This is a genomic window from Kribbella capetownensis (genome assembly GCF_004331485.1).
GTDB lineage: Bacteria > Actinomycetota > Actinomycetes > Propionibacteriales > Kribbellaceae > Kribbella > Kribbella capetownensis.
The window spans coordinates 363,110-387,058 of record NZ_SJKD01000008.1 but is presented as its reverse complement, the minus strand read 5'-3'; the positions used below and the strand labels follow the sequence as shown (position 1 = coordinate 387,058).

Sequence of the window (23,949 nt, the reverse complement as noted above, 5' to 3'; positions counted from 1 at the left end):
CGGGGGTGGTGGGGAGTGGCTGGGCCACCCAACGCCGCGCCTAAAACACCCGGCTTCGCCGGGGAAAGAGCGCCCGGCTTCGCCGGGGTGGTGGGGTGTGGCTGGGCTTCGCCGGGGGAGGTGGGGAGAGAGGGCGAGGCCGGCCGCGCCGGTGGGTTGGGGTCGGCGGGTCGGCGGTTGGTCAGTGGGAGCAGTTGGACCAGAGGATTGGGCGGCTGAAGCCGTTGTCTCGGTCGCCGGCTGCGTCGTACGCCTGGCCGCGGTCGAAGAGGTAGGTCACCGTGTTGTACCCCTCGGCGTCGATGGCGACCGTCGTCCCGTCCGGGCGAGCCACCTCCGCCTTGCCGTCGTCGGTGGCGTACGCGACGTCTCCGGAACTGTTCACCGCGTCCAGGATCTTCCCCGGGAAGCTGACAACCTGCCCGCTCCGCGTGTTCCAGAGTCCGCCGCTGAAGCTGCCGTTCGCAGCGGTCTGGAGGCCGATGAACCAGCTGCCGCGGATCTCCCGCAGCGAGACGTTCGCCCCGTCCTGGCCGGTGACCAGCACGCCCTTCGCGTCCCAGAGCTTCCAGATCAGGCCGGCCTCGAGCTGCGAGTTCGTGGTGTTGCCGATCACGACACCGGCGTCGTTGATGTCGACGGGGTACGCCGAGCCGCTCGCGCGCAGGCGCTGCGGCCTGCTCCCGGCCGGCCAGACGACACCGATTCCCTTTCCGCTCACAGCGTCCACGCCATACCCGACGACGTCGCCCCGGTTGTTGAGAGCGCTGGCGGTGATCCTCGTGACGTGCGCCGGCGGCGTCAGCTTCCGCACGGTGCTCTTGCCAGCGAACAACCTCACGTCCACTCGATGCGTGGCCCGGACCGATGGTTGCGCGCGCTGTGCCGAAGTGTTGACGTACCGCGAGCGCTGCTGCAACATTCGACTCCCTGTCCTGCAAGAAATCAGCAAATCTACGAAATTTCTCGTCCTTCCCACCGCCCACGACGGAGGACCACTCGATGTCTCAGCAGAACGTTCGACGGCTCCTGCTCGCGCTTGTCCTGATCGCGGCCGGGCTGCTGCCCCTCACCGCGACCGCGACCGCGGCCGTCACCGCCGACCTCTCCAAGACCCTGTCCGCCAGCAGTTCGCTCGGGGAGTATCCGAGCACCAACGCCGGCGACGGCAACCAGAACACCTACTGGGAGAGCGCGAACAGTGCGTTCCCGCAGTGGATCCAGGCCGATCTCGGCTCCACCACTGACGTCAATCAGGTGACGCTGAGGCTCCCCGCGTCCTGGGGCGCCCGCTCCCAGACCATCACCGTCCAGGCCGGCACCAACGCTGCGTCGCTGAGCACCGTCGTCGGCAGTACGGCGTACTCCTTCGCGCCGACGGCGAACAACACCGTCACCATCAACTTCGCCACCACGTCCGCGCGCTACGTCCGGCTGACGGTGACGGCGAACAGTGGCTGGGCGGCCGCGCAACTGTCGGAGTTCGCCGTGGCCGGCCCTGGTGGCGGGCCGATCGAACCACCGACCGGGACGGACCTCGCCGCAAGCAAGCCCATCGAGGCATCCTCCTCGGCCTTCAACTTCGTCGCGACGAACGCGAACGACAACAACCTCGGCACGTACTGGGAGTCCAACGGCTACCCAGCGACGCTGACCGTCAAGCTCGGTTCGAACGCCGACCTCAGTTCAGTCGTGGTGAAGCTCAACCCCGACCCCGTCTGGGGTCCGCGGACGCAGAGCATCCAGGTGCTCGGCCGGGAGCAGGCAGCCACCGGCTTCACCTCGCTCGTCGACCGCACCGACTACCAGTTCAGCGCGTCCGGCAACCAGAACTCGATCACGATCCCCGTCACCGGCCGGTACGCCGACGTACGGCTCCAGGTCTTCACCAACACGGGCGCGCCGGGCGGCCAGGTCGCCGAGTTCCAGGTCTTCGGTACGGCGGCCCCGAACCCTGACTTGGTCGTCACCTCCGCCACGTGGAGCCCGCAGAACCCAACCGAAACCACCCCGATCACTCTGTCGGCCACGGTCAAGAACTCCGGCACAGCCGCGGCGTCGGCCAGCAGCCTGAACTTCCTGCTCGGCGGCTCGGTCGCCGGCACAGCATCCGTCGGCGCTCTCGCCGCCGGAGCCTCATCCACGGTCACCGCCAACGCCGGAACCCGTGCCCAAGGCAACTACACGCTCGCCGCGGTGGCCGATGCCACCAACACCGTCGTCGAGCAGAACGACAGCAACAACACCTTCCAATCACCCACCCAACTCACCGTCGGCCAAGCGGCCGGGCCGGACCTGCAAGTCACCGGCATCACTTCCAACCCAGCCAATCCGGCCCCCGGTGCCCAGGTCTCCTTCACAGTTGCGGTGAACAACCGCGGTACGACGGCGTCCGGTGCCGCGGTCACCCGGCTCACGATCGGCGGCACGACCCTCAACACCAACACGGCGGCGATCGCGGCCGGTGCGACCGCGAACGTCGCGATGACCGGCACCTGGACGGCCACCAACGGCGGCGCCACTCTGACCGCAACCGCCGACGCGACCAACACAGTTGCCGAGACCAACGAAACCAACAACACCCTGTCCAGGTCGATCGTGGTCGGCCGCGGTGCCGCCGTACCGTACACGTCGTACGAGGCGGAATCGGGCGACTACACCGGCACGCTGCTCACCTCGGATGCGGAGCGCACCTTCGGTCACACGAACTTCGCCACCGAGTCGTCCGGCCGCCAGTCGGTCCGGCTGAACTCGACCGGTCAGTTCGTCGAGTTCACCGCGACGGTGCCGGCCAACTCGATCGTGGTCCGCAACTCGATTCCCGACTCGGCCAACGGGCAGGGGCTCGAGGCAACCATCAGTCTGTACGTCAACGGCACCTTCAAGCAGAAGCTGACTCTGTCGTCGCACAACAGCTGGCTCTACGGAAACAGCGACGGACCGGAGTCGCTGACCAACACACCGGGTGGTGACGCGCGCCGCCTCTTCGACGAATCGCATGCCCTGCTCGGTACGTCGTACCCGGTCGGCACGAAGTTCAAGCTGCAGCGCGACTCCGGCGACAACGCGTCGTTCTACATCATCGACATGGTCGACCTGGAGCAGGTCGCGCCGGCGCTCACCCAGCCGGCCGGCTGTACGTCGATCACGCAGTACGGCGCCGTACCGAACGACGGGGTCGATGACGCGGATGCGATCCAGCGGGCCGTCACCGACGACCAGAACGGTGTCATCAGCTGCGTTTGGATCCCTGCCGGGCAATGGCGGCAGGAGAAGAAGATCCTGACCGACGACCCGCTGGACCGGGGTCAGTACAACCAGGTCGGGATCAGCAACACCACGATCCGCGGCGCGGGGATGTGGTACTCGCAGCTCTACTCGACCATCGAGCCGCAGAACGCCGGCGGCATCAACCATCCGCACGAAGGCAACTTCGGCTTCGACATCGACAAGAACGTGCAGTTGTCGGACATCGCGATCTTCGGGTCCGGCCGGATCCGCGGCGGTGACGGCAACGCCGAGGGTGGTGTCGCGCTGAACGGCCGGTTCGGCATCGGGACCAAGATCAGCAACGTCTGGATCGAGCACTCGAACGTCGGAGTCTGGGTCGGCCGCGACTACGACAACATCCCCGAACTGTGGGGTCCGGCAGACGCCCTGGAGTTCAGCGGGATGCGGATCCGCGACACCTACGCCGACGGCATCAACTTCGCCAACGGCACCCGCAACTCGAAGGTGTTCAACTCGTCGTTCCGGACCACCGGCGACGACGCGCTGGCGGTCTGGGCGAGCAAGTACGTCAAGGACCAGTCGGTCGACATCGGCCACGACAACGCGTTCACCAACAACACCGTCCAGTTGCCGTGGCGGGCGAACGGCATCGCGATCTACGGCGGCTACGGCAACAAGATCGAGAACAACCTGATCTACGACACCATGAACTACCCCGGCATCATGCTGGCGACCGACCACGACCCGCTGCCGTTCTCGGGCCAGACGCTGATCGCCAACAACGCGCTCTACCGCTGTGGCGGTGTGTTCTGGAACGAGGACCAGGAGTTCGGTGCGATCACGCTGTTCCCGGCGAACCTGCCGATCCCCGGCGTCACGATCCGCGACACCGAGATCTACGACTCGACGTACGACGGGCTGCAGTTCAAGACCGGTGGCGGTGAGATGCCGAACGTCGCGCTCACCAATCTGCGGATCGACAAGTCGAACAACGGCTCCGGCATCCTCGCCATGGGCGGTGCCCGGGGCAGTGCCACCCTCAGCAATGTCGTGGTCACCAACTCCCGCGACGGCGACATCGTGAAGGAGCCCGGATCGACCTTCATGTTCAGCGGCCAATAGCCGGGCCCAGCCCACGAGCCCTCGCACGCTACCCCGAGGTGCGGGGGCTCAGCCGTGGGACAGCGTCTGGGTGCCGATCACGTCGAGAAGGCGGAGCGCGTGGTCCGACGGCGAGCCGGGCTCAGCGGTGTAGATGACCACCCGCTGGTCGCGTTCGGGGATGACCAGGACCTCGCAGATCACGTCGATCCGGCCGACCTCGGGATGGAGGATCGTCTGGCACAGGCTCTGCTGCCGCGCGACCTCGTGCCTTGCCCAGAGCTCGGCGAACTCCGGACTCCCGGCGAGCAGATCGGACACCAGTTGCGCGATCGCCGGGTCGTCCGGGTAGGTCCCGGTCGCGGCCCGCAGGTCCGCCGCCGCCTCGCGCGCGAACGCCTGGGTCGCGTCCATCCCGTACCGCTCCGCCTGCCGATCGCCGTGCAGGAACCGCAACCGCAGCAGGTTCCGTTCCTTCACCGGCAGGGCGGAGAAGTCCGTCATCAGGGCCGCCGCCTGCCGGTTCCACGCGAGTACGTCGTACTTCGCGTCCAGCACGATCCCTGGTACGTCGAGCCGCCCGAGCATCCGCAGTACGCCGTCCCGCACGTCCGACGGCGGACCCGGGGGAGGACCCGGCTGCTCGCCGGCCAGCCGGAACAGGTGGTCGCGCTCGTCCTCGTTCAGCCGGAGGGCCCGCGCGAGTCCGGTCAGCACCGGGCGTGATGGCCGTGGCCCGCGGCCCTGCTCGAGCCGGGTGTAGTAGTCGGTCGACATGGTCGCGAGACTGGCGACCTCCTCGCGCCGGAGGCCGGGCGTACGTCGGCGCAGCCCGGCCGGTAGCCCGACGTCGGCAGGGGTCAGCCGCTCCCGCCGTACTCGCAGGAACTCCGCCAACTGACCCCGATCCACCTGTCCAGCATCGCAGCCGGGCGGTGACGCCAACCAGGGACTGCCGATCCCAGGGTGAGCTCGCTCTGCCTCGCGACGCCGCGGCTCACCAGTCTGGAGGGCATGACCGAGAAGAAGATCGCGCTCGTCACGGGCGCCAACAAGGGCATCGGCAAGGAGATCGCACGGCAGCTCGGGGAGGCGGGGTTCGTCGTGCTGGTCGGGTCGCGGGACCTGGCGCGTGGCGAGGCCGCGGCGAAGGAACTGGTTGCCGAGGGCCTCGATGCGGCCGCGGTTCAGTTGGAGGTGACCGATGAGCGGTCGGTCCAGGCGGCGGCGGAGATGATCGAGCGTAAGTACGGCCGGCTCGACGTGATTGTCAACAATGCGGCAATCATCCCGGTCGGCGACGACGCGGTGTCGCGGGTGGAGAGCGACGTACTGCGGGAGGCGTTCGAGACCAATGTGATCGGGCTGGTCGGGACGACTCGGGCGATGCTGCCGTTGCTGCGGAAGGCGGAGAGTGCGCGGATCGTGAACCTGTCGACGTCGCTGGCCTCGTTCAGCCAGGTGGGCGATCCGGAGTCGCGGATGTCGACCGTGCTGACTCTCGGCTACAACTCGTCGAAGGCGGCGGTGAACATGGTCACAGTGATGCTCGCCAACGAACTGCGCGGCAGCGGGATCCTGGTGAACGCGGCCGACCCGGGCAACTGCGCGACGGACATGGGTGGATGGGACGCGGCGCGGACGCCTGCGCAGGGCGCGTCCGTCGCGGTCCGGTTGGCAATGCTCGGCGCCGACGGCCCGACCGGCGAGGTCCACGCCGAGGCGGGCCGCCTAGCGTGGTGAACCCGCGCTGAGGTCAGACGAGTGCGCCGGACCAGGCGAGGGCTTGTTTGATCAGATGCCCGCGGCCGCCTTCGAGGTCGGTCAGGAAGGCCGGCTCGAGCGCTTCCTTCGGCGTCAGCCAGGTCAGGTCGAGCGCGTCCTGCCGCGGATTACAGTCGCCGGTCACCGGTACGACGTACACCAGCGCGACCGCGTGCTGGCGCGGATCGTGCAGCGGCGTGACACCGGGCAGCGGGAAGTACTCCGCGACCGTGAACGGCACCGGACTCGTTGGCAGCCGCGGGAACGCGGCCGGGCCGAGGTCCTTCTCGATGTTGCGCTGCAGGGCGTCGCGGATCGACTCGCCGTGCATGACCCGGCCGGACACCAAGGTCCGGATGATCTGCCCGGTCTCGGCCGCCCCGCGCAGCAGAACCCCGACATGCTCGATCTGGCCGGCGGCGTCGACGCGGGCCGGCACGGCCTCGACGTACAGGATCGGCACCCGGGAGCGGGTCTCTTGCAGCGCGATGTCGGAGAGCCAGCCGGGGTTCGGGTCAGGCGTACGAACAGACGTCATGGAGACATCTTTGCTTAAGGCGGCGTCTGGTGGTCCCGCGCCTACGGTCTGAAAGCGGCTCGGTACCGGGAGGGACTGAGGCCGAAGCAGGCGCGGAAGCGGCGGCTGGCGTGGCTCGGGTCGTGCCAGCCGACCATCGCCCCGACGGTCGCGACCGGCAGGTCGGACTCGATCAGCAGCCCGGCCGCCCGCTCGGCCCGGAGCCGGTTCAGGTAGGCCATCGGGGAGACACCGGCGGTCCGCCCGAACAGCCGGACCAGGTAGCCGGGCGCGAGGTTTACCGACGTGGCGAGCCGATCCAGTGTCCACGGCTCGTCGATGCTTGCCTCCAGCAAGCGCATCGCGTGCTGCACGGCCGGGTGCGCGAGGGTCGGCGGCCCGTCACTCGGGATCAGCGCCGCGGACAGCAGGCTGAAGATGTCGGCGCCGAGATAGGCGTTGCGTACTACGAGCCCGTCGCAGCCGGTGTACCCGTGCCAGTCGCCCGGCCGGAGGACGACGACCGAGTCGCGCTGCAACAGGACCTCACCGGCGGCCGAAACGTGCGTGCCCCGCCCGGCGAGCACGACGGCGATCTCGAAGAACGCGTGGCTGTGCGGTGCGACGTCGGCCACCAGCTCGAGGCGCTCGCCGGCGACCGGAAGCCGTTGGTCGGGGAACACCTCACTGCTCAGGATCTGGTGCACGACCGCCTCCAGGAGGTCAGGATCAGTCAAGTATCGGTCAAGGGAGGCCTGTCGCCGCGCACGGATCCAGGCGAGGCTGGAAAGACCTTCCCGCCAACGGATTCCAAGGAGTGGCCCGATGACCACGACCGACCCTACGGCACCCGCCGTACTCGATGAAGAGACCATTTCCGCCTATCGCCGCGCCGGGGTGGTCCGGATCCGGAACATCATCGGCGCCGACGAGGCGGCCCGGTTCCGCGACGCAGCGGTCGCCGCCACCGCGGGCGCCGACGACTACTCGAAGGGCTCGGCGATCTTCAACCAGTACGTCAACGTCTGGCGGCAGGACGACGTACTGCGTGAGCTCACGCTCGATCCTCGGCTGGCCGCCGCGGCGACTGCGCTGGCCGGGGTGCCGCTGCGGATCTGGCACGACCAGCTTTTGATCAAACCGCCGCACAACGGCGCGGCCACCGAGTTCCACCAGGACGCACCGTACTGGCCGCATGCCGGGTCGCGGCACTCGCTGTCCGCCTGGGTCGCGCTGGTCGACGTCCCCGTGGAGCGCGGGTGCATGACGTTCATCCCCGGCTCGCACGATCACCAGGACCTGCGCCGGCAGGACCTGGCCGATCGGGACGACATGTTCCGGGCCGCCCCCGACCTGCGCTGGGAGGAGCGGCTGACCATCCCGCTGCGGGCCGGCGACTGCACCTTCCACAACGCCTACCTGGCCCACTCCGCGACCCCGAACCTGACCGACGATCCGCGGATCGCCCACGTCGCGATCTACGTCGACGCCGAGGCGACGTACTCCGGTGCCGGGCACGTGGTCACTGACGGGCTCGGGCTGACGGTCGGTGAAGCGCTTGACCACGAGCTGTTCCCACGCGTCTGATCCTTCACGTCGTGACATAAGTTGTCACTGTGCCCCTGCTGACTGACATCCGCCCCCTGAAGGAATCGCCGGACTTCCGCCGGTTGTGGGTCGGGTCGACGGTTTCGCAGCTCGGGACGCAGATGACCGCGGTGACGGTCTCGATCCAGGTGTACGCGCTGACCCGGTCGACGTTCGCGGTCGGGCTGGTCGGGTTGTGCGCGCTGGTGCCGTTGGTCGTGTTCGGGCTGTACGGCGGGGCGATGGCCGACGCGATCGACCGGCGGATCCTCGCGCTCGTCTCGTCGACCGGGCTCTGGGTGCTCTCGATGATCCTGGTGCTGCAGTCGCAGCTGAACTGGGGCCAGGTGTGGATCCTGTACGCCGTCGTCGCCTGCCAGTCGGCGTGCTTCGCGGTGAACGGCCCGGCCCGGTCCGCGATCATCCCGCGGCTGATCCGGCCGGAACTGCTGCCGGCCGCGAACACGCTCAGCCAGGCCGCGTTCAACCTGGGCTTCACCGTCGGGCCGTTGGTCGGTGCGGCGGTGATCGCCTGGCACGGGTTCGCGGCGGCGTACCTGGTCGACGTGATCACGTTCACCGCGGCGCTCTACGCGCTGTTCCGGCTACCGGCCGTGCCGCCGACCGGGCTGGTCCGGCGGGCCGGTCTGCAGTCGGTGCTCGAGGGGTTCACGTTCCTGCGGGCGGCGCCGGCGCTGCTGGCGACGTTCCTGGCCGACATCCTCGCGATGGTGTTCGCGCAACCCCGCGCCCTGTTCCCGGCCGTGGCGGGCTCGTTCTTCGCCGGTGGCGTCCGGACCGTCGGCCTGCTGCAGGCGGCGCCGGCGATCGGTGCGCTGATCGGCGTGGTGTTCTCCGGCTGGGTGAGCCGGGTGCGAAGACAGGGAGTGGCGATCGTCGTCGCGATCACGGTCTACGCGGCAGCGGTCGGCCTGTTCGGGTTGTCCCGCACGATTTGGCTGGGTGTCGCGTTGCTCGCGTTGTCGGGGGCGGCTGACATGGTGAGTTCGGCGTACCGGAACACCGTGCTGCAGTCCGCCGCGCCGGATGCCATGCGTGGCCGGCTGCAGGGTGTGTTCACCGTGGTCGTGGCCGGCGGACCGCGCCTGGGCGACTTCGTCGTGGGTACGTCGGCCTCGCTGACGACCCCGACGATCGCGCTGCTCGGCGGGGCGACCGTCTGCATCGTCGGCCTGCTGATCCTGCTGGCCCGCAACCGCCCGTTCCGCGAGTACGACTCCAAGACCCGGGCGCTGAGCTGATCAGCCCCCGGTGACCAGCTTCTTCAGCACGGTCGGCCAGGAGTCGGCGTCGGGGTTGATCTCGCGCATCGGCTTGTCGTCGACGGTGACGACCTTCCGATCGCCCAGTGGCTTCTTCAGCTTGACCGAGCTGAGTGAGATCGCGTCCTCCGGCGGGCACGGCGTGTCCGAGTCGAGCAGGACCATCACCTTGTCGTCCTCCTCGACGACCTTCAGGTCCAGCGAGCAGTTGCTGCCCGAGCCGATCAGCAGGTCCACGTCGTCGTAGCTCGGGCCGTTCTGCATCCACTTCAGGTACTTCGGGTGCTTCTTGTGGATGAGCTGGTAGGTCTCGATCGGCTGCGGCTTCGCCTCCAGCGGCTTGAAGCCGGTCGGGTCGCCGAAGAAGCTGCCGAAGATCTTGTTGATGCACGGGTCCCGGTCGGCCTTCCCGGGGATCGCGCCCCAGGCCTCGGCGGCCTTGTAGCAGCCGTTCCGCTCCCGGTTCAGCGAGATGTTGAACCCGATCAGGGCGACCACCCCGACCACCAGCAGGACGGCGAGCATGCGCCTCGACTTGATCTGCTGCGGGCCGAGAATCCCGGCCGCGCGCCGCGCCTCGGCGGGCTGCAGCGCTGGGTCCTGGGCCGGGTCCACAGCCGGATCCGGCTGTTCCGGGACCTGCCGGAACAGCGCCAGCACCGAGCTCGTCCACTGCGGATTGATCAGCGTCGGGATCGCGTAGAGCAGCGTCAGCCCGATCACGATGGCGATGGCGGGGAGGAGCGCCCAGTAATTTCGCACGGCAGCAAGATACGGGGCCATCGGGCCGCGCCCGAAAAACGGATACTCTTCGAACGTGCCCGCAGAGACCTCGCAGACGCTCGACCGGGGACTCACTGTCCTCGAACTGCTCGCGGACGCCCCGGACGGTCTGTCGATCACCGAGCTGGCCGCCGCATTGGGGGTCAGCCGGACCGTGGTCTACCGGTTGGTGAACACCCTGGAGCTGCACCGGCTGGTCCGGCGCGACTCCGAAGGACGGGCCCGGCTCGGCCTGGCCGTGCTGCACTACAGCCGTCGCGTTCAGCCCACGCTGCGTGACGCCGCGCTTCCGGTACTGCGCTCACTCGCCGAGGACACCGGCGCGACGGCCCACCTGACCGTCGCGGATGGCGAGGAGGCGCTCGCGATCGCGGTGATCGAGCCGAGCTGGACCGATTACCACGTCTCCTACCGGATGGGGTCGCGGCACGCGCTCGACCAGGGCGCCGCCGGCAAGGCGATCCTGGCCGGTCGCCGGAAGCCGGATCCGGCTGGGCGACCGTTCGTGGTCACCTCCGGCGAGTTGCAGGCAGGTGCCCAGGGTGTGTCGTCGCCGGTACTCGGCGTGCCCGGAGTGGAGGCCTCCATCGGGGTCGTCGTACTCGGCAAGCTCGACCGCGAATTCGTCGGCCCGCGCGTTGCGCGGGCCGCCGTCGAAGTAGCCAAACGCCTGGCCTGAGCGGACCTCCCGCACTCACCAACCCCGTGCGCCCCGAGGAGCTCACGCCTGATGAGGTGCTGTCGGGCGCCGCTCGGCCGGGTTAGTGAGTGCTGGACGTCCGGGTTGCTGCCTCGACCAGGGGGAGCACGCGGTGCGGGATCTGCTCTGCGAGGGCGATCACCGTGGATGCCCGCTGGATGCCCTGGACGATCACCACCTGGTCGATCACCCTCTGCAGGTCGGCGTTCGAGCGAGCGACGATCCGGCACCACAGGTCCTCGGCGCCGGTGATCGTGTGGACCTCGAGCACCTCCGGGATCCGCGCCAGCGCCGCCGCGACCGTCGTATGCCCCGACCCCTGCTCGATCTGCAAAGTCGCGAACGCCGTGACCGGGTAGCCGATCGCGGTCGTGTCGATGTCCGGGCCCCAGCCGCGGACGACTCCGTCCCGCTGCAGCCGGTCGAGTCGCGCCTGCACAGTTCCCCGCGCGACCCCCAGCCGACGCGACGCCTCGAGGACGCCGACCCGTGGTTCGGCCGCGAACAGCCCGAGGATCCGGGCGTCCAGCGCATCGACCGACATACCGCGCCTCCCGTAGTGGTCAGACTGACCAAATAGTCCAGCAGGGTTGCCAGCATACTGAACAACCTGCGCAGCAAAACAACGATGTGTTGCGCAACCTGTGTCCTCACCACCAGGCTCAGGCCACGAATCCAACCTGGGAGGATCACGATGACCAGCACCGACCTCACCCCCGCAGAGCTCGACGCCGATCTCGACCTCGACCAGCTCAAGCAGCTCGTCGGCCTGGTGCCGTACGACGAGAGCACCGACCCGTTCCCGGTCACCGCGATGGACGCCGTGGTGTTCGTGGTCGGCAACGCGACCCAGACCGCGAAGTACTACCAGCTCGCCTTCGGGATGGACCTGGTCGCGTACTCCGGGCCCGAGACGGGCAACAAGGACAACAAGGAATTCGTGCTCAGGGCCGGCTCGGCCCGCTTCGTCGTCAGCGGCGGCGTCAGCCCGAAGAGCACGCTGCTCGACCATCACCGCAAGCACGGCGACGGCGTGGCCGACATCGCCCTCGAGGTGCCCGACGTGGACAAGTGCATCGAGCACGCCCGCGCGTGTGGTGCCGTCGTACTCGAGGAGCCGAACGACGTCACCGACGAGCACGGCACGATCCGTCGCGCTGCGATCGCGGCGTACGGCGACACCCGGCACACCCTGATCGACCGCAGCCGGTACGACGGTCCGTACCTGCCCGGGTTCGTTGCGGCGAGCACCCAGGTGACCCGGGCCGAGGGTCACCCGAAGCGGCTGTTCCAGGCGGTCGACCACGTCGTCGGCAACGTCGAGCTCGGCAAGATGGACGAGTGGGTCGGGTTCTACAACAAGGTGATGGGCTTCGTGAACATGGCGGAGTTCGTCGGCGACGACATCGCCACCGACTACTCCGCGCTGATGAGCAAGGTGGTCGCCAACGGCAACCACCGGGTCAAGTTCCCGCTGAACGAGCCGGCCGTCGCGAAGAAGAAGTCGCAGATCGACGAGTTCCTGGAGTTCTACGACGGCGCCGGCGCGCAGCACATCGCGCTGGCCACCAATGACATCCTGCGGACCGTGGACATCATGCGGGCCAACGGCGTCGAGTTCCTGAACACGCCGGACTCGTACTACGAGGACGCGGAGCTGCGGGCCCGGATCGGCGAGGTGCGGGTGCCGATCGAGGAGCTGCAGTCGCGCGGGATCCTGGTCGACCGCGACGAGGACGGGTACCTGCTGCAGATCTTCACCGCACCGATCGGCGACCGGCCGACGGTGTTCTACGAGCTGATCGAGCGGCACGGTTCGCTCGGCTTCGGCAAGGGCAACTTCAAGGCACTGTTCGAGGCGATCGAGCGCGAACAAGAGCGACGCGGCAACCTCTGATCCCCGCCGGCATTTCGACGGATATCCCTCCTGGTTGTCGGTTGTCTGCTCAGATTTCGAGGGAACAACCGGCAACCCCAGCGGTTGTCCGTCGAAGTGTTGGTGGGGGTGGGGTGGCGGTAAACCGGTTACCTGGTGGGGTAAAGATTGCCGGGAGCAACTGGACACGGTGTGTCGCCGTCCGATTACCGGAATGACTGTCGGGGCAGGGGCTGTTCGCGTAGTGTGCCCGGTGAATGGGCGTCGGGGCGTTCGTTCAGGAAGGGTTTCGTCATGAAGACACTGAGCATTCTGCTCAGCACCGCGGGCCTGGCCGGAGTGGGTGCGATCGCCCTCGCCGCGACCCCGGCCCAGGCGGCCGAAGCCGCCACCTGCTCGGGTGCGAGGTCCATCTCGTCGGCACCGATGCTGCGTGATCACAAGCCGCCCAGTTGGGGCACGATCCGCCTGGTCCGGGACAGTTGTTACCAGTACTGGGCCGAGGTCACCATGGTGTCCAAGATGCCGGCCAACGCGAAGGCCAACGCCTTCCTGGTCCAGTACGGCGGAGCCAACAGCGGTCGCGTGCTCAGCTGTGACAGCAGCGGCGGCAACGGCTCGGTGATCCAGGGCCAGCGCACCTGCCGCACACCCAAGGTCAAGGCCACCGCCGGCAGCATCACCTTCACCGCCATCGGCCGCGAGTACCACAACTACGGCGGCGGCTACGAAGAAATCTCCGAAAACGCCACCGCCCGCACCCGCTAACTCACGCCTGGTCCAGAACTGGACATGGTTACTCGAGCGTCAGGTCGGGGGGTGCTACTAGGCTCGCGGTATGAGTGATGTGGTGGAGTTGCTGGCGCAGGTGTTGCCGCGTGAGGCGTTGGTGACTGATCCGGATCGGATGGAGAGTTACCGGTACGACCGGGCGATGTTCTGCCCGGCGGGGATGCCGCTGGCCGTGGTGCTGGCGCGCGAGACGGCGCATGTGCAGGCGGCGGTGAAGATCGCGGCCGAGGCCGGGGTGCCGGTGGTGCCGCAGGGCGCTCGCTCCGGGCTGTCCGGGGCGGCGAACGCGCTGGACGGCTGCATCGTGATCTCGCTGGAGAAGATGGACAAGGTGCTGGCGATCGAGCCGATCGACCGGTACGTCGTCACCCAGCCGGGCGTATACAACGCCGTACTGTCCCGCGCGGTCGCCGAACACGGGCTGTTCTACCCGCCGGACCCGTCCAGCTGGGAGTTCTGCTCGATCGGCGGGAACCTGTCCACCAACTCGGGCGGCCTGTGCTGCGTGAAGTACGGCGTGACCACGGACTACGTGCTCGGCCTGGAGGTCGTGCTCGCGGACGGCCGCGTACTGCGGACCGGTCGGAAGACGGTCAAAGGTGTGGCCGGGTACGACCTGGCCAAGCTGATCGTCGGCAGCGAGGGGACGCTCGGCATCATCACCGAGGCGACCCTGGCGCTGCGTCCGCAGGCGGCCCAGCCGCGGACCATGGCCGCGCTGTTCGACTCCGGACCCGCAGCGGGCGAGGCGATCCTCGAGATCATCCGCAGCGGCGTTTCGCTCAGCCTGCTGGAGATCATGGACCAGACCACCATCCGCGCGGTGAACGCGTACAAGCGGATGGACCTGCCGGAAGAGGCCGCGGCGATGCTGATCGCCCAGTCCGACGCGGGCGGTGAGGCCGGCGCGGCCGACATCGCGATGGTGGCGAAGCTGTGCCGCGACAATGGTGCGATCGAGTGCATCGAGGCGGACGACCCGGCCGAGGGCGAGCTGCTGCTGGAGGCCCGGCGGGCGGCGCTGATCGCGCTCGACGAGCTCGGTACGACGATGATCGACGACGTCGCCGTTCCGCGGTCGCGACTGGCCGAGTTCATCGGCCTGTGCGAGGAGATCGCGAAGGACCTCGACATCACGATCGGCGTTCTCGGGCATGCCGGTGACGGCAACATGCACCCGACGGTGGTCTTCGACCAGACCGATCCGGCCCAGGCCGAGCGGGCGCAGCAGGCGTTCGACAAGGTGATGGAGGTCGGGCTCCAGCTCGGCGGCACGATCACCGGCGAGCACGGCGTCGGCGTACTCAAGCGGACCTGGCTGGCCGAGGAGATCGGCCCGGTCGCGCTCGACGTACACCGCGCGATCAAGCAGGCGATGGACCCGAAGAACATCCTGAACCCGGGCAAGGTCGTCGCCGAGTAAGGAGCCGAGCAGGCGAGAGGTTGCCGGGGCAGCGAACGGCGGGGCTGTGACTGAACCGCAATGGAACTGGTGGGGCCATTCGACGTCCATGGCCGTCGAATGTGACGTCCGGCCAGCACTATGGAAGGTAGTTGACTGAATCTCCGGGGGAATCGATGAGGCAGGGTAGGAGGCGCCCTATGCGCACGTGGCGAATCGGGCGCGCCGCCCCGCCGCTGCCGGGCGTACTCCGCCGTACCGTGCTGCCTGCCGTCGCGGCCGTTGTCGCCCTGACCGCACTGTCCGCCTGCGCGAACGGCAGCGGCCTGCGGGTCGAGGGCGCCGAGCCACCCCCGCCGAGCCCGTCTCCGACTCTCGCCTTCGGCACCACCGGGCCGGCCCCGCGGAGCACCCCCGTCGCGGCCGTCGATCTGCGCCAGGTCCGGGTGAAACTGCTCGCGGACAGGGCGCTGCCGGCGTACTCGCGGAAGGTGCTCGCGAATTGCACCAAGATTGAGCGTTGCCTCAGCCGGGGTAAGACCGTTGATGTTATGCACAGCGGTACGCCCCAGCAGATCGTCTTGATCCACACCGTGGACATGTTCGTCTTCGGCTACTTCGTGATCGCCGTGGAGCCCTCGGGCCTGCGATCGATCTGGAGCCAGAAGGTGGATCAGCCGACGATCACGGCCAGCCCGAAGGGTGACTTGGTGGTCGAGTCCGAGATCTTCACGATCGACGACCCGCCCTGCTGCCCGTCCGGACGGCGGGTCGAGGTTTACCGTTGGGCCGGTCGGCAGATGACCAAGGTGAGCTCGACGGACCAGTAGGGAGACTGAACTTCGGTGGTACCGGAAGAACCGGCAGCGCGCATCCTCATGGTCGAGGACGACGCGGTGATCCGTGAGGCGACCCAACTGACCCTCGAACGCCACGGGTACGACGTGACCACGGCCGAGGACGGCCTGGAGGCGATCGAACGCTTCGAGAAGATCCATCCGGACGTCGTGATGCTCGACATCATGCTGCCCGGCCTGGACGGGATCTCGGTGTGCCGCCGGATCCGGGAGAGCAGCACGGTCCCGATCGTGATGGTGTCCGCTCGTGGTGACGCGCTCGACGTCGTCCTCGGGCTGGAGGCCGGCGCCGACGACTACGTGACCAAGCCCTTCGACACCCAGGTGCTGGTGGCCCGGCTGCGGGCGGTGATGCGGCGGGCGGTGTCCGACCCGGAGCGCCCGGCGCCGTCGGCCGGCTCCGGCGTGGAGTCGTTCGGCGACCTGGAGCTGGACCGGGAGGCGCTCGAGGTACGGCGGGGTGGGAGCACCGTCCAGCTCACGCCGACCGAGCTCAAGCTCCTGATCGAGTTCGCGAACAACCCCGGTGTGGTGCTCAGTCGGTCCACGCTGCTGCAGCGGGTCTGGGACTACGAGTGGGGTGGCGACGGCCGCCTGGTCGACGTCCACCTGCAGCGGTTGCGGACCAAGATCGGCGCGGACCGGATCGAGACGGTCCGCGGATTCGGGTACAAGCTGCGGGCCTGACGTGGGACTGCGCGGCAAGCTCGGTCTCATCTTCCTGCTGGTCTCCTCGCTGGCGATCCTGGTCCTGTGCGTCGCGGTCTACACCCAGGCGCAGTCGGCCCGGCTGGACCGGACCCGCAGCTTCGCGGACGAGCGGATCCTGCTGGCGTCGCAGAGCTACGACCACGACGAGGTCCCGGTGTTCGGGTCCAAGCTGGACGATCCCGAGCTGCCGCCGCAGTTGCGGGAGGCGGTGCTGGAGGGTAAGCGGGCGACCTTCAAGACCGGGTCGCCGAACGCGAAGATGTGGGCCGCGGTCGGGGTCAAGGACGGCAGGATCCTCTCGATCGTGCAGGACTACGACACCAGTGACGACTCGATGGAGGCGCTGCAGCAGGCGCTGATCTTCGGCGGGATCGGAACGGTCGCACTGGTCGCCCTGGTCAGCGTGATCCTGGCCGGCAGCCTGTCGAAACGGATCGTCGCGGTCGCGGGGACGGCGCGCCGGATCGCGGCCGGCGATCTGGACGCGTCGGCGGCCGACACGGTTGGCAAAGGCAAGGACGAGGTGCAGTCGCTGGCCACCGCGCTGGACACGATGGCAACGTCGCTGCGTGGCCAGCTGGAGGCCGAGCGCCGGTTCACCGCGGATGTAGCCCATGATCTGCGTACGCCGGTCACCGGCCTGACCACCGCAGCCGAGCTGCTGCCACCCGGCCGGCCGAGCGAGCTCGTCCGGGACCGGGCGAAGGTGCTGCGCCGCCTGGTCGAGGACCTGCTCGAAATCGCCCGGTTCGACTCCGGTGTGGAGCAGGCGGACCTGGAGTTGGTCGGGCTGGGAGCGTTCGTCGGCTCCGCGGTCGGTCGCCTGCGGATGCAGCAGGCGCTCGCGCCGGACAGTGTGATCGTCCACCAGATCGGACCGGACGAGACGGTGTCGACCGACTCGCGCCGGATCGAGCGGATCCTGGCCAACCTGATCGTCAACGGGCTGCGGCACGGTCAGCCGCCGGTCGAGGTCACGGTCAGCGGCCGGACCGTCGAGGTGGTTGACCACGGCAACGGCTATCCGGAGGAACTGATTGCCGAGGGCCCGCGTCGGTTCCGGTCCGGGATGGCGGAGCGTGGCGTCGGGCACGGTCTCGGCCTGACCATCGCGGCCGGTCACGCGAAGGTGCTCGGCGCCGAGCTGACCTTCGGGTCAGCACCGGGTGGCGGTGCGCTGGCCCGATTGGTCCTCCCTGCGACTGAGACGCAGTCTTGACACAACTATTCACGCCGGCATCGCGTCTCCTCTTGCGTCGGGCTCGCCCAAGAAGCCCAATAAAACGAGGGGAAAGTTCCGCGTCGTGTCCGCGAAGACGGCCAGCGCCTCGGTGAACGTCAGCATCATTAAGTAGGTCGGCTGGGGATGAACAACAAGCGGGGGCCTTGAACAGGCAATAACCTGTTCAAGGCCCCCGCTTCCTGTGTCGGGGGTCCGTCAGCGGGTGCCGTAGACGTTGAGTTCCGCGGCCGATCCGAACACCGCGCCGTTGAGCGAACTGGTCCCGACGAACTTCACGAACCGTCCGGGCGTCGCGGTGAAGTTCACCCGCTGGGCGGCGATCGAATTCGGGAACTCACCGGTAGCGACCGGCGTACCCCAGGTCTGTCCGTCGGTGCTGACGTAGATCTCGTAGCCCTTGAACATCCCGTTCGTCCCGCTCTGCCGAGGCAGGTAGCTGAACCCGTCCACCTGGTACGTCGCTCCGAGGTCGAGCGTGATGTGATGCGGGTACGTCGCCGGAGTGGGCACCTCCGACCAGGCGGAATGCCAGATGGTGCTGGGGTTTCCGTCCAGTGCCTCGATGGCTGCTCCACCTGTTCCGACGTCCTCACTGCTGACGTCCGCCACCTTGATCCGCGACTGCGGCACGATGCCCGGCGGCAACACCGTTGCCTCGGTGGTCGTCGTCGCTCGGCCACCCGTTGCCGTCAGCACGTACTTTCCTTCCGGTGTCCCAGCCGGCGGAGTGACGTCCCAGCTGGTTGTCACACTGGCGCCTGGGGCAACGGTCGCATGTGTCGCCGGAGTGGCCGGAGTGACGGTCCAGCCGTCCGGCCCGGTCAGGCCGAGCGTGATGTGGTTCGCGGCAACGACATCGTTGTTGGTGAAGGTCGTAACGACCGTGTTCGCCTCACCGGAGACGAGGCCGGTCGCGCCTGACACCGCGATCGACGTACAGTCGGCCGGCTCGGACGTCGTACCGAGATCGGTGACGGCAAAGTCGTCCATGATGAAGTCGGCCTGGTCGCCACCGCCGGACAGCTTGCGCAGGCCGACCCAGTAGTCGCCGCCGCAGCCGGCCACGAACTCCTGGCTGAACGTCGCCTTGGTCCGCTGCTCACCGATCGGCGTCGACTTGACCTCGACCGAGTCGGGCCGGTCGACTCCCTGCACCCAGGCGTACTGACCGGCGCGGCCGCTGGCGTAATCGAAGCTCACCTTGTACTTGTGCCCGGGCTGGGAGTTCACTGTCGAAGGAATGGTCCGGTAGACGACGCCCTCGTTCTCCTCGTGTGACTTGAGCGACCAGTCGCCATCCAGAACGTCGTCGACGAGCTTCCCGTTCCAGCCGGCCTGCGTGTACGGCGCGTGCTTGCGAGCCATGCTGGTCCGTGGGTCGGTGACGCCACCGGAATCACCCTTCACGAACGGGCCCCAGCCCTGGTCGACGTTCTCGAAGTCCTCGACCAAGCCGCCACCGGACCGCTTCGTCTCGACCACTCGGACGTCGTCGATCCGGACCTTGGTTGCGCCAGCGACCGCACTGATGGCCAGGTCGGCACTGTTGCCTCTGGCATCGAAGACCACGCGCACGCGTTGGTAGTAGGCGTCATGCTTGTCGTCCGAGGCGACCATGTTCTGGGCCGTGGACCGAATGATCGTGTTCCGCACGCCGTCGACCGTCAGGGTGGTCGGACGGGACTTGCCTGGTTCGACCTCGACCCAGGCCGACGCGCTGTAGGTACGGCCGGGGGTGAGGCCGATGATGCGCTGCTTCAGCGTCGACGCCTTGGAGCCGAGGGACGCGGCCTGCTGGCCGTTCTCGAGGCTGTCGATCGTCGCGCCGCCGGTGGCCTTCCAGGCGGCAAGGTTGCCGGCGTTGAAGCCGGGGTCCTTCAGGTGCGTGCCATCGCCCCAGTTCGCCGGGCGTGGTGCCGGTGCGCTGATCGGATACAGCACGTACGGCTGGCCCGCGATCGCGTCGAGCGTGACGGCTCCCCGTCGTACCGGAACTGTGGCGACCTTCACGCGTCCGGTGTCGGTGAGTTTGTAGACGGCGAAGTTTGGTGCGTGGTCCAGGGCGGGCGGCACCTTCCAGGTGGTGCGGCCGCCGGCTGGGTTGTAGTGGTAAAGCTTCTTGTTGCCGTCCCAGGGGAGCAGGTACTTGTCGCCGTCGAGCACCTTGGCGTCGCCGACGTACACGGTCCGCTTGCCGTCCGCGACCGCGCCGCGGACGCCGCCGGTGAAGGTGATGTCGCTGCTGTTCCAGTCGGTGATCTTCTGCTGCTGGAGGAACTTGGCAGGCAGGTTCTGCTGCCAGATGTTGCGGTAGAACGCGTTCCAGTCGGTCTCGCCGGTCCAGCCCTCGAACTCGACCAGGCTGGCCTGACCGAGGATCGGGTCGTTGTTCCAGACATCCTTCTCGTCGTTGCGGACGAACCGGATGATCTGGGAGTTCAGCCCCTTGTTGGTCGGGCCGCCATAGTCGAGGTCGTTGGCCCAGTGCGACCACAGCGAGGTGCGCTCGTGCCGGTCGGCCCACTCGGTGGCGATCTGCCAGCCCTGGTCGGCGAGCTGCCGGGTCAGGCCGTCGGCGAGCCAGCCGGACTGGTAGTAGACGTCGATGTACAGCTCCTGCAGGTTCTTGTCGGTCTCGTCGCGCAGTTGCTGGAACCGCTTCACGATGTTGCCGGTGGCAAGGTCAGGGCGCTGCTTGATGTAGTAGCTCTGGTTCAGCCAGTTCCAGCCCTTGGAGCTCTTGTCCACCAGGTCCTCGTTGAACGCGTTCGCCTCCGGGTAGGACTCGGTCGCGTTCACGTGGACGCCGAACGCCGCGTTCCAGTCCTTGCCCTTCTTCAGCAGGCTGTTCAGGTCGGTCAGGCCGCCGGCGCGGGTGTTGTAGTTGCCGCCGTAGTCCGGGTGGGCCGAGTCGTGGCCTTCGGCGCCGTACCCCTTCAGCAGGGCCAGCTGGCCGAGTCCGTCGGTGGACAGCGAGATCCGCTTGACGTCGTCCAGGGTGCGCAGGAACGGGTGCGTCGCCTGGCTGGCGAAGTTGAACGGGATGTGCGTGACGACGCGGTCCTTGACCAGGTCGGCGCCCTTCGGCTCGGTCATGATCGAGCGGAACGCGATCGCGCCGTCCTGCCAGTCGACGGTCTTGTCCTTGTTCGCGTCCGGGGTGATCACGATCTTGGCCCAGGGCAACGGTTCGGTGTACGGCGAGGTGTCGGCGCGGTAGGTCCACTGGCCGCTCCACACGCCGACGCGGGTGCTGCCGTCGGCGGCCTTGCGGGCGCGGTGCCAGAACCGGGCGCCGTCGTCGACGGACTGGCCGGACGGCTTGTCGTAGACGGAGTTCGACTCGATCCCGGCGGCCAGGGCGCTGGTGTTCACGAACGCGTACGTCGCTCCGGTGGCGGATGCTTCGGCCGGGGTGGCGGCGGTGATCGGGGTGATCCTGTCGGCGGTGCGGGTGGAGTCCGGGTCGAGGGTGGTGAACGCGGTGGTCGCGCCGGCGTCCGTGCTCGCGACGGAGACGAGGTCGTGGTCCGGGATGTCGATCGTGTGCACCCGGGAGGCTTCGGTGTCGCGGATGGCGTCGATCGCGAAGGTCGTCACGCGGCCGGTGAGGCTGAGGCTCGCGTCGAGCTCCACGCCGGGGAGCGCGTCGAAGGCGAGCTTGTACGACGCCCGGCCGCGGTCGACTGCGGGCGGCGCGGTGAGGTGCGCCGTACGGGCGACGCCGTCGATGGTGACGGTCGAGATGGAGTCCGGTTGGCCGCCGAGGGCTTGGCCGGAGGCGTTGTCGACGTACCTGATCACCCGCGGGAAGTCGGCTCCGGCGGTGACCGTCAGGTCGTTCGATCGAAGCGTCAGATCGCCGGCGGCCTGCGCGCCCGCGGGCACGCTCAGGACACCGGCGGCCATGGTCACGGCCAGCACACAGATCCCCACTGAACGTTTCATGCGGAGAAAGTTCGCACGCAACCGCTAGTTCGTCAAGAGAAACGAACAGTTATGAACAGGATTAGCCAGAGATGATCGTTCCAGTGACCTCGCCTAGGCCGAGGGGTGTGCCGGTGGGGGTGGTGGCTGTGGCGGTGATGGTTACCTGGTCGCCGTCCTGCAGGAACGTGTGTTCTTTGCCGTCGATGACCAGGGGGTCGCGGCCGCCCCAGGTCAGTTCTATGAAGGAGCCTCGTTGGGTTTGGTCGGGGCCGCTGATGGTGCCGGAGGCGTAGAGGTCGCCGGTGCGGACGGAGGCTCCGTTGACGGTCAGGTGGGCGAGCATCTGGGCGGGTGACCAGTAGATGTCTCGGTACGGCGGGCTGCTCACCAGATGCCCGTTCAGGAACACCTGGAAGGTGATGTCGTAGTTGTTCAGGTTGTTGCCTGACAGGTACGGCAGCACGGGCGGATCCTGCGGCGGAAGCGGGACGGCGGCCGGCGAGAGGGCCTCCAGCGACACCACCCACGGCGAGATCGAGGTGGCGAACGACTTGCCCAGGAACGGGCCGAGCGGTACGTACTCCCACGCCTGCAGGTCCCGCGCGGACCAGTCGTTCACGAGTACGACGCCGTACACGTGCTCCTCGAACTCGTCGACGGACACCGGCCGGCCCAGTTGAGAGGGCGCCCCGACGACGTACCCGAGCTCCACCTCGATGTCGAGCCGCTGCGACGGTCCGTACGTCGGCGCGGCCGCGTCCGGTGCCTTCCGTTGGCCCGACGGCCGGACGATGTCGGTCCCGCTCGGTACGACGGTCCCGGCGCGACCGTGATAGCCGACCGGGAGGTGCTTCCAGTTCGGCAGCAGCGGTTCGGAGTCTGGCCGGAACAGCCGACCGAGGTTGGTCGCATGCTGCTCGGAGGCGTAGAAGTCGACGTAGTCCGCGACCTCGAACGGCAGTTGCATGGTCACCGCCGACTGCGGGATCAGATGCGGCTCGACGGTGTCGCGATCATTGGTGTTGCGCACGAGTTCGAGCAGCCAGCCGCGGGTCGCGCGCCAGGCCGGGCGGCCGAGGGCAAGGAAGTCGTTCAGCGACGGCTGCGCGAACAGTTGCGAGCCGTCCAGCATCTGCGCGGACGCGACCGGCGCGAGATCGATGATCTGGTCGCCGATCGCGGCGCCCACCCGCGGCTCCTCGTCGCCGAGCCGGAACACGCCGAGCGGCAGGTTGTCCGGCCCGAACGGCGAATCCGCGGGGATGTCGATCCAGCTCACAGGCCCTCCAGCAGGCTCAAGGCGGTCAGGTCGTGGCGAGGCTCCTCGATGCTGCACGAGCCGAACGACGTGAACCACCGGCGGGTCCCGGCAGCCTGCTGCTCGGACATCTCGCGTGCCCGGGCGGCCAGCGCATCGCCGTCACGAGAAGCCAGCACGGCGGCCACCTCGTCCAGCGAGGCTCCGTCGAGCGACGCCCGGGTGGCGAGCAGCACGTTCAGGAAGCCGTGATGCTCGAACCCGGTGTCCGCAGCGGTATGCCGGACCGCATTGTGCAACCCGGCCGTGCACTTGAACGCGACCTCGCGATCCAGGCAGGCAGTGATGAACGCCGCGATCTGACCCTCTGACGGGAACAACGAGGCATCGAGCCCGCCGGTACGCAGCTTGGCCGCGTACCCCGCGTCGGCGACCACGTCGAGAGCGCGCTCCCACGCTCCGTCCAGGCCGATCTCGACGTACGCCGTCTCCTCGTCGAGGCAGTCGTCACAGGCCCGGACCACGCGCAGTGCGTTCCGGGACAGGTCGTCCTCGTTGCGCAGCCGGACCTCGATCGCGGTGACCTCGACGTCGGTGGAGCGGTCGCCGTACCGGACCGCGGGCTCGATCCCGCCGGCGCCGCCGGTGATCACCACCGCGACCCGCAGCGGCTCGCGGCCGGTGCGGGCGGCCTCGGCGGCGACCTTCATCAAATCGTCGTCGGTGCACACGAAGGGCCCGACCAGATCGGCGTACGGCGCGGTGAGGTGGGCCCGGTGCGCCTCGACAGCCTCGGTCAGCGGCAGGTCCCCGGGCGGGAACATCGCGGCGTCGTCGACCAGGTGCCGGAACAGGGCAGGGACGGTTGACATGGCTCGAAGCCTAACGGATGCTTTCGGTAAGCGGACGCATGC

Annotated in this window: 20 protein-coding genes; 11 read left to right on the top strand and 9 right to left on the bottom strand. The window is 68.3% G+C overall.

Annotation, left to right across the window (positions count from 1 at the left end; all coding sequences use genetic code 11):
* Window positions 1–181: 181 nt before the first annotated feature.
* A complete protein-coding gene (locus E0H75_RS32590) occupies window positions 182–841 on the bottom strand; it encodes a hypothetical protein (RefSeq protein WP_131517532.1) in 660 nt (219 codons plus the stop codon).
* A 161-nt stretch (window positions 842–1,002) separates the two neighbouring features.
* Between E0H75_RS32590 and E0H75_RS32585 the strand changes: the two genes are divergently transcribed.
* A complete protein-coding gene (locus E0H75_RS32585) occupies window positions 1,003–4,353 on the top strand; it encodes a CARDB domain-containing protein (RefSeq protein ID WP_131517531.1) in 3,351 nt (1,116 codons plus the stop codon).
* Window positions 4,354–4,401: 48 nt separating this feature from the next.
* Here the strand turns inward: E0H75_RS32585 and E0H75_RS32580 are convergent, their stop codons facing one another.
* Window positions 4,402–5,244, bottom strand: coding sequence for a helix-turn-helix transcriptional regulator (locus E0H75_RS32580; protein ID WP_131517530.1), 843 nt, complete (start codon window positions 5,242–5,244; stop codon window positions 4,402–4,404).
* Between the two features lie 102 nt (window positions 5,245–5,346).
* On the opposite strand from E0H75_RS32580, the gene E0H75_RS32575 reads away from it, so the two are divergent.
* Window positions 5,347–6,075, top strand: coding sequence for an SDR family oxidoreductase (locus tag E0H75_RS32575; RefSeq protein ID WP_131517529.1), 729 nt, complete (start codon window positions 5,347–5,349; stop codon window positions 6,073–6,075).
* Between the two features lie 13 nt (window positions 6,076–6,088).
* Here the strand turns inward: E0H75_RS32575 and E0H75_RS32570 are convergent, their stop codons facing one another.
* Entirely contained in the window at window positions 6,089–6,634 is a 546-nt protein-coding gene (locus E0H75_RS32570; protein ID WP_131517528.1) for an NUDIX hydrolase family protein, read from the bottom strand.
* A gap of 41 nt (window positions 6,635–6,675) precedes the next feature.
* Window positions 6,676–7,350, bottom strand: coding sequence for a helix-turn-helix domain-containing protein (locus E0H75_RS32565; RefSeq protein WP_165554183.1), 675 nt, complete (start codon window positions 7,348–7,350; stop codon window positions 6,676–6,678).
* Between the two features lie 88 nt (window positions 7,351–7,438).
* Between E0H75_RS32565 and E0H75_RS32560 the strand changes: the two genes are divergently transcribed.
* Both E0H75_RS32560 and E0H75_RS32555 read left to right on the top strand, forming a co-directional pair.
* Complete coding sequence (locus tag E0H75_RS32560; protein ID WP_131517526.1) at window positions 7,439–8,200, top strand: phytanoyl-CoA dioxygenase family protein; 762 nt, start codon at window positions 7,439–7,441, stop codon at window positions 8,198–8,200.
* Between the two features lie 29 nt (window positions 8,201–8,229).
* Complete coding sequence (locus E0H75_RS32555; RefSeq protein WP_202873287.1) at window positions 8,230–9,462, top strand: MFS transporter; 1,233 nt, start codon at window positions 8,230–8,232, stop codon at window positions 9,460–9,462.
* On the opposite strand, the gene E0H75_RS32550 is transcribed toward E0H75_RS32555, so the two are convergent.
* Entirely contained in the window at window positions 9,463–10,245 is a 783-nt protein-coding gene (locus tag E0H75_RS32550; RefSeq protein ID WP_238163389.1) for a hypothetical protein, read from the bottom strand.
* 55 nt (window positions 10,246–10,300) lie between these two features.
* On the opposite strand from E0H75_RS32550, the gene E0H75_RS32545 reads away from it, so the two are divergent.
* Window positions 10,301–10,945 carry an IclR family transcriptional regulator gene (locus E0H75_RS32545; protein WP_131361751.1) on the top strand — a complete coding sequence of 215 codons (645 nt, stop codon included), beginning with the start codon at window positions 10,301–10,303 and terminating at the stop codon, window positions 10,943–10,945.
* A gap of 82 nt (window positions 10,946–11,027) precedes the next feature.
* Here E0H75_RS32545 and E0H75_RS32540 read toward each other — a convergent pair whose 3' ends face one another.
* A complete protein-coding gene (locus E0H75_RS32540) occupies window positions 11,028–11,510 on the bottom strand; it encodes an Lrp/AsnC family transcriptional regulator (protein ID WP_131361752.1) in 483 nt (160 codons plus the stop codon).
* Window positions 11,511–11,660: 150 nt separating this feature from the next.
* Here E0H75_RS32540 and hppD point away from each other — a divergent pair, with 150 nt between their 5' ends.
* From hppD to E0H75_RS32510, 6 genes are all read left to right on the top strand, one after another.
* Window positions 11,661–12,863, top strand: coding sequence for a 4-hydroxyphenylpyruvate dioxygenase (gene hppD, locus E0H75_RS32535; RefSeq protein ID WP_131517524.1), 1,203 nt, complete (start codon window positions 11,661–11,663; stop codon window positions 12,861–12,863).
* Window positions 12,864–13,136: 273 nt separating this feature from the next.
* A complete protein-coding gene (locus E0H75_RS32530; protein WP_131517523.1) occupies window positions 13,137–13,610 on the top strand; it encodes a DUF2690 domain-containing protein in 474 nt (157 codons plus the stop codon).
* A 70-nt stretch (window positions 13,611–13,680) separates the two neighbouring features.
* Window positions 13,681–15,057 carry an FAD-binding oxidoreductase gene (locus tag E0H75_RS32525; RefSeq protein ID WP_131517522.1) on the top strand — a complete coding sequence of 459 codons (1,377 nt, stop codon included), beginning with the start codon at window positions 13,681–13,683 and terminating at the stop codon, window positions 15,055–15,057.
* A 179-nt stretch (window positions 15,058–15,236) separates the two neighbouring features.
* On the top strand, window positions 15,237–15,866 hold the full coding sequence (locus tag E0H75_RS32520) for a hypothetical protein (protein WP_238163388.1): 630 nt from the start codon (window positions 15,237–15,239) through the stop codon (window positions 15,864–15,866).
* A gap of 15 nt (window positions 15,867–15,881) precedes the next feature.
* Window positions 15,882–16,580 (top strand): two-component system response regulator CseB, encoded by a 699-nt coding sequence (cseB, locus tag E0H75_RS32515; protein ID WP_131361756.1) that lies wholly within the window; start codon window positions 15,882–15,884, stop codon window positions 16,578–16,580.
* Window position 16,581: 1 nt separating this feature from the next.
* Window positions 16,582–17,823 carry a HAMP domain-containing sensor histidine kinase gene (locus E0H75_RS32510; protein ID WP_131517521.1) on the top strand — a complete coding sequence of 414 codons (1,242 nt, stop codon included), beginning with the start codon at window positions 16,582–16,584 and terminating at the stop codon, window positions 17,821–17,823.
* A 219-nt stretch (window positions 17,824–18,042) separates the two neighbouring features.
* Here the strand turns inward: E0H75_RS32510 and E0H75_RS32505 are convergent, their stop codons facing one another.
* The 3 genes from E0H75_RS32505 to E0H75_RS32495 form a co-directional block, all read right to left on the bottom strand.
* The gene (locus tag E0H75_RS32505) at window positions 18,043–21,795 is read right to left on the bottom strand and encodes an endo-alpha-N-acetylgalactosaminidase family protein (protein ID WP_131517520.1); all 3,753 of its coding nucleotides are present in this window, start codon (window positions 21,793–21,795) and stop codon (window positions 18,043–18,045) included.
* Window positions 21,796–21,856: 61 nt separating this feature from the next.
* A complete protein-coding gene (fahA, locus tag E0H75_RS32500) occupies window positions 21,857–23,056 on the bottom strand; it encodes a fumarylacetoacetase (protein WP_131517519.1) in 1,200 nt (399 codons plus the stop codon).
* Window positions 23,053–23,907: a hypothetical protein gene (locus E0H75_RS32495; protein WP_131517518.1), complete on the bottom strand. Its 855-nt coding sequence runs from the start codon at window positions 23,905–23,907 to the stop codon at window positions 23,053–23,055. Before E0H75_RS32495 ends, fahA begins: the two co-directional genes overlap by 4 nt.
* Between the last annotated feature and the right edge of the window lie 42 nt (window positions 23,908–23,949).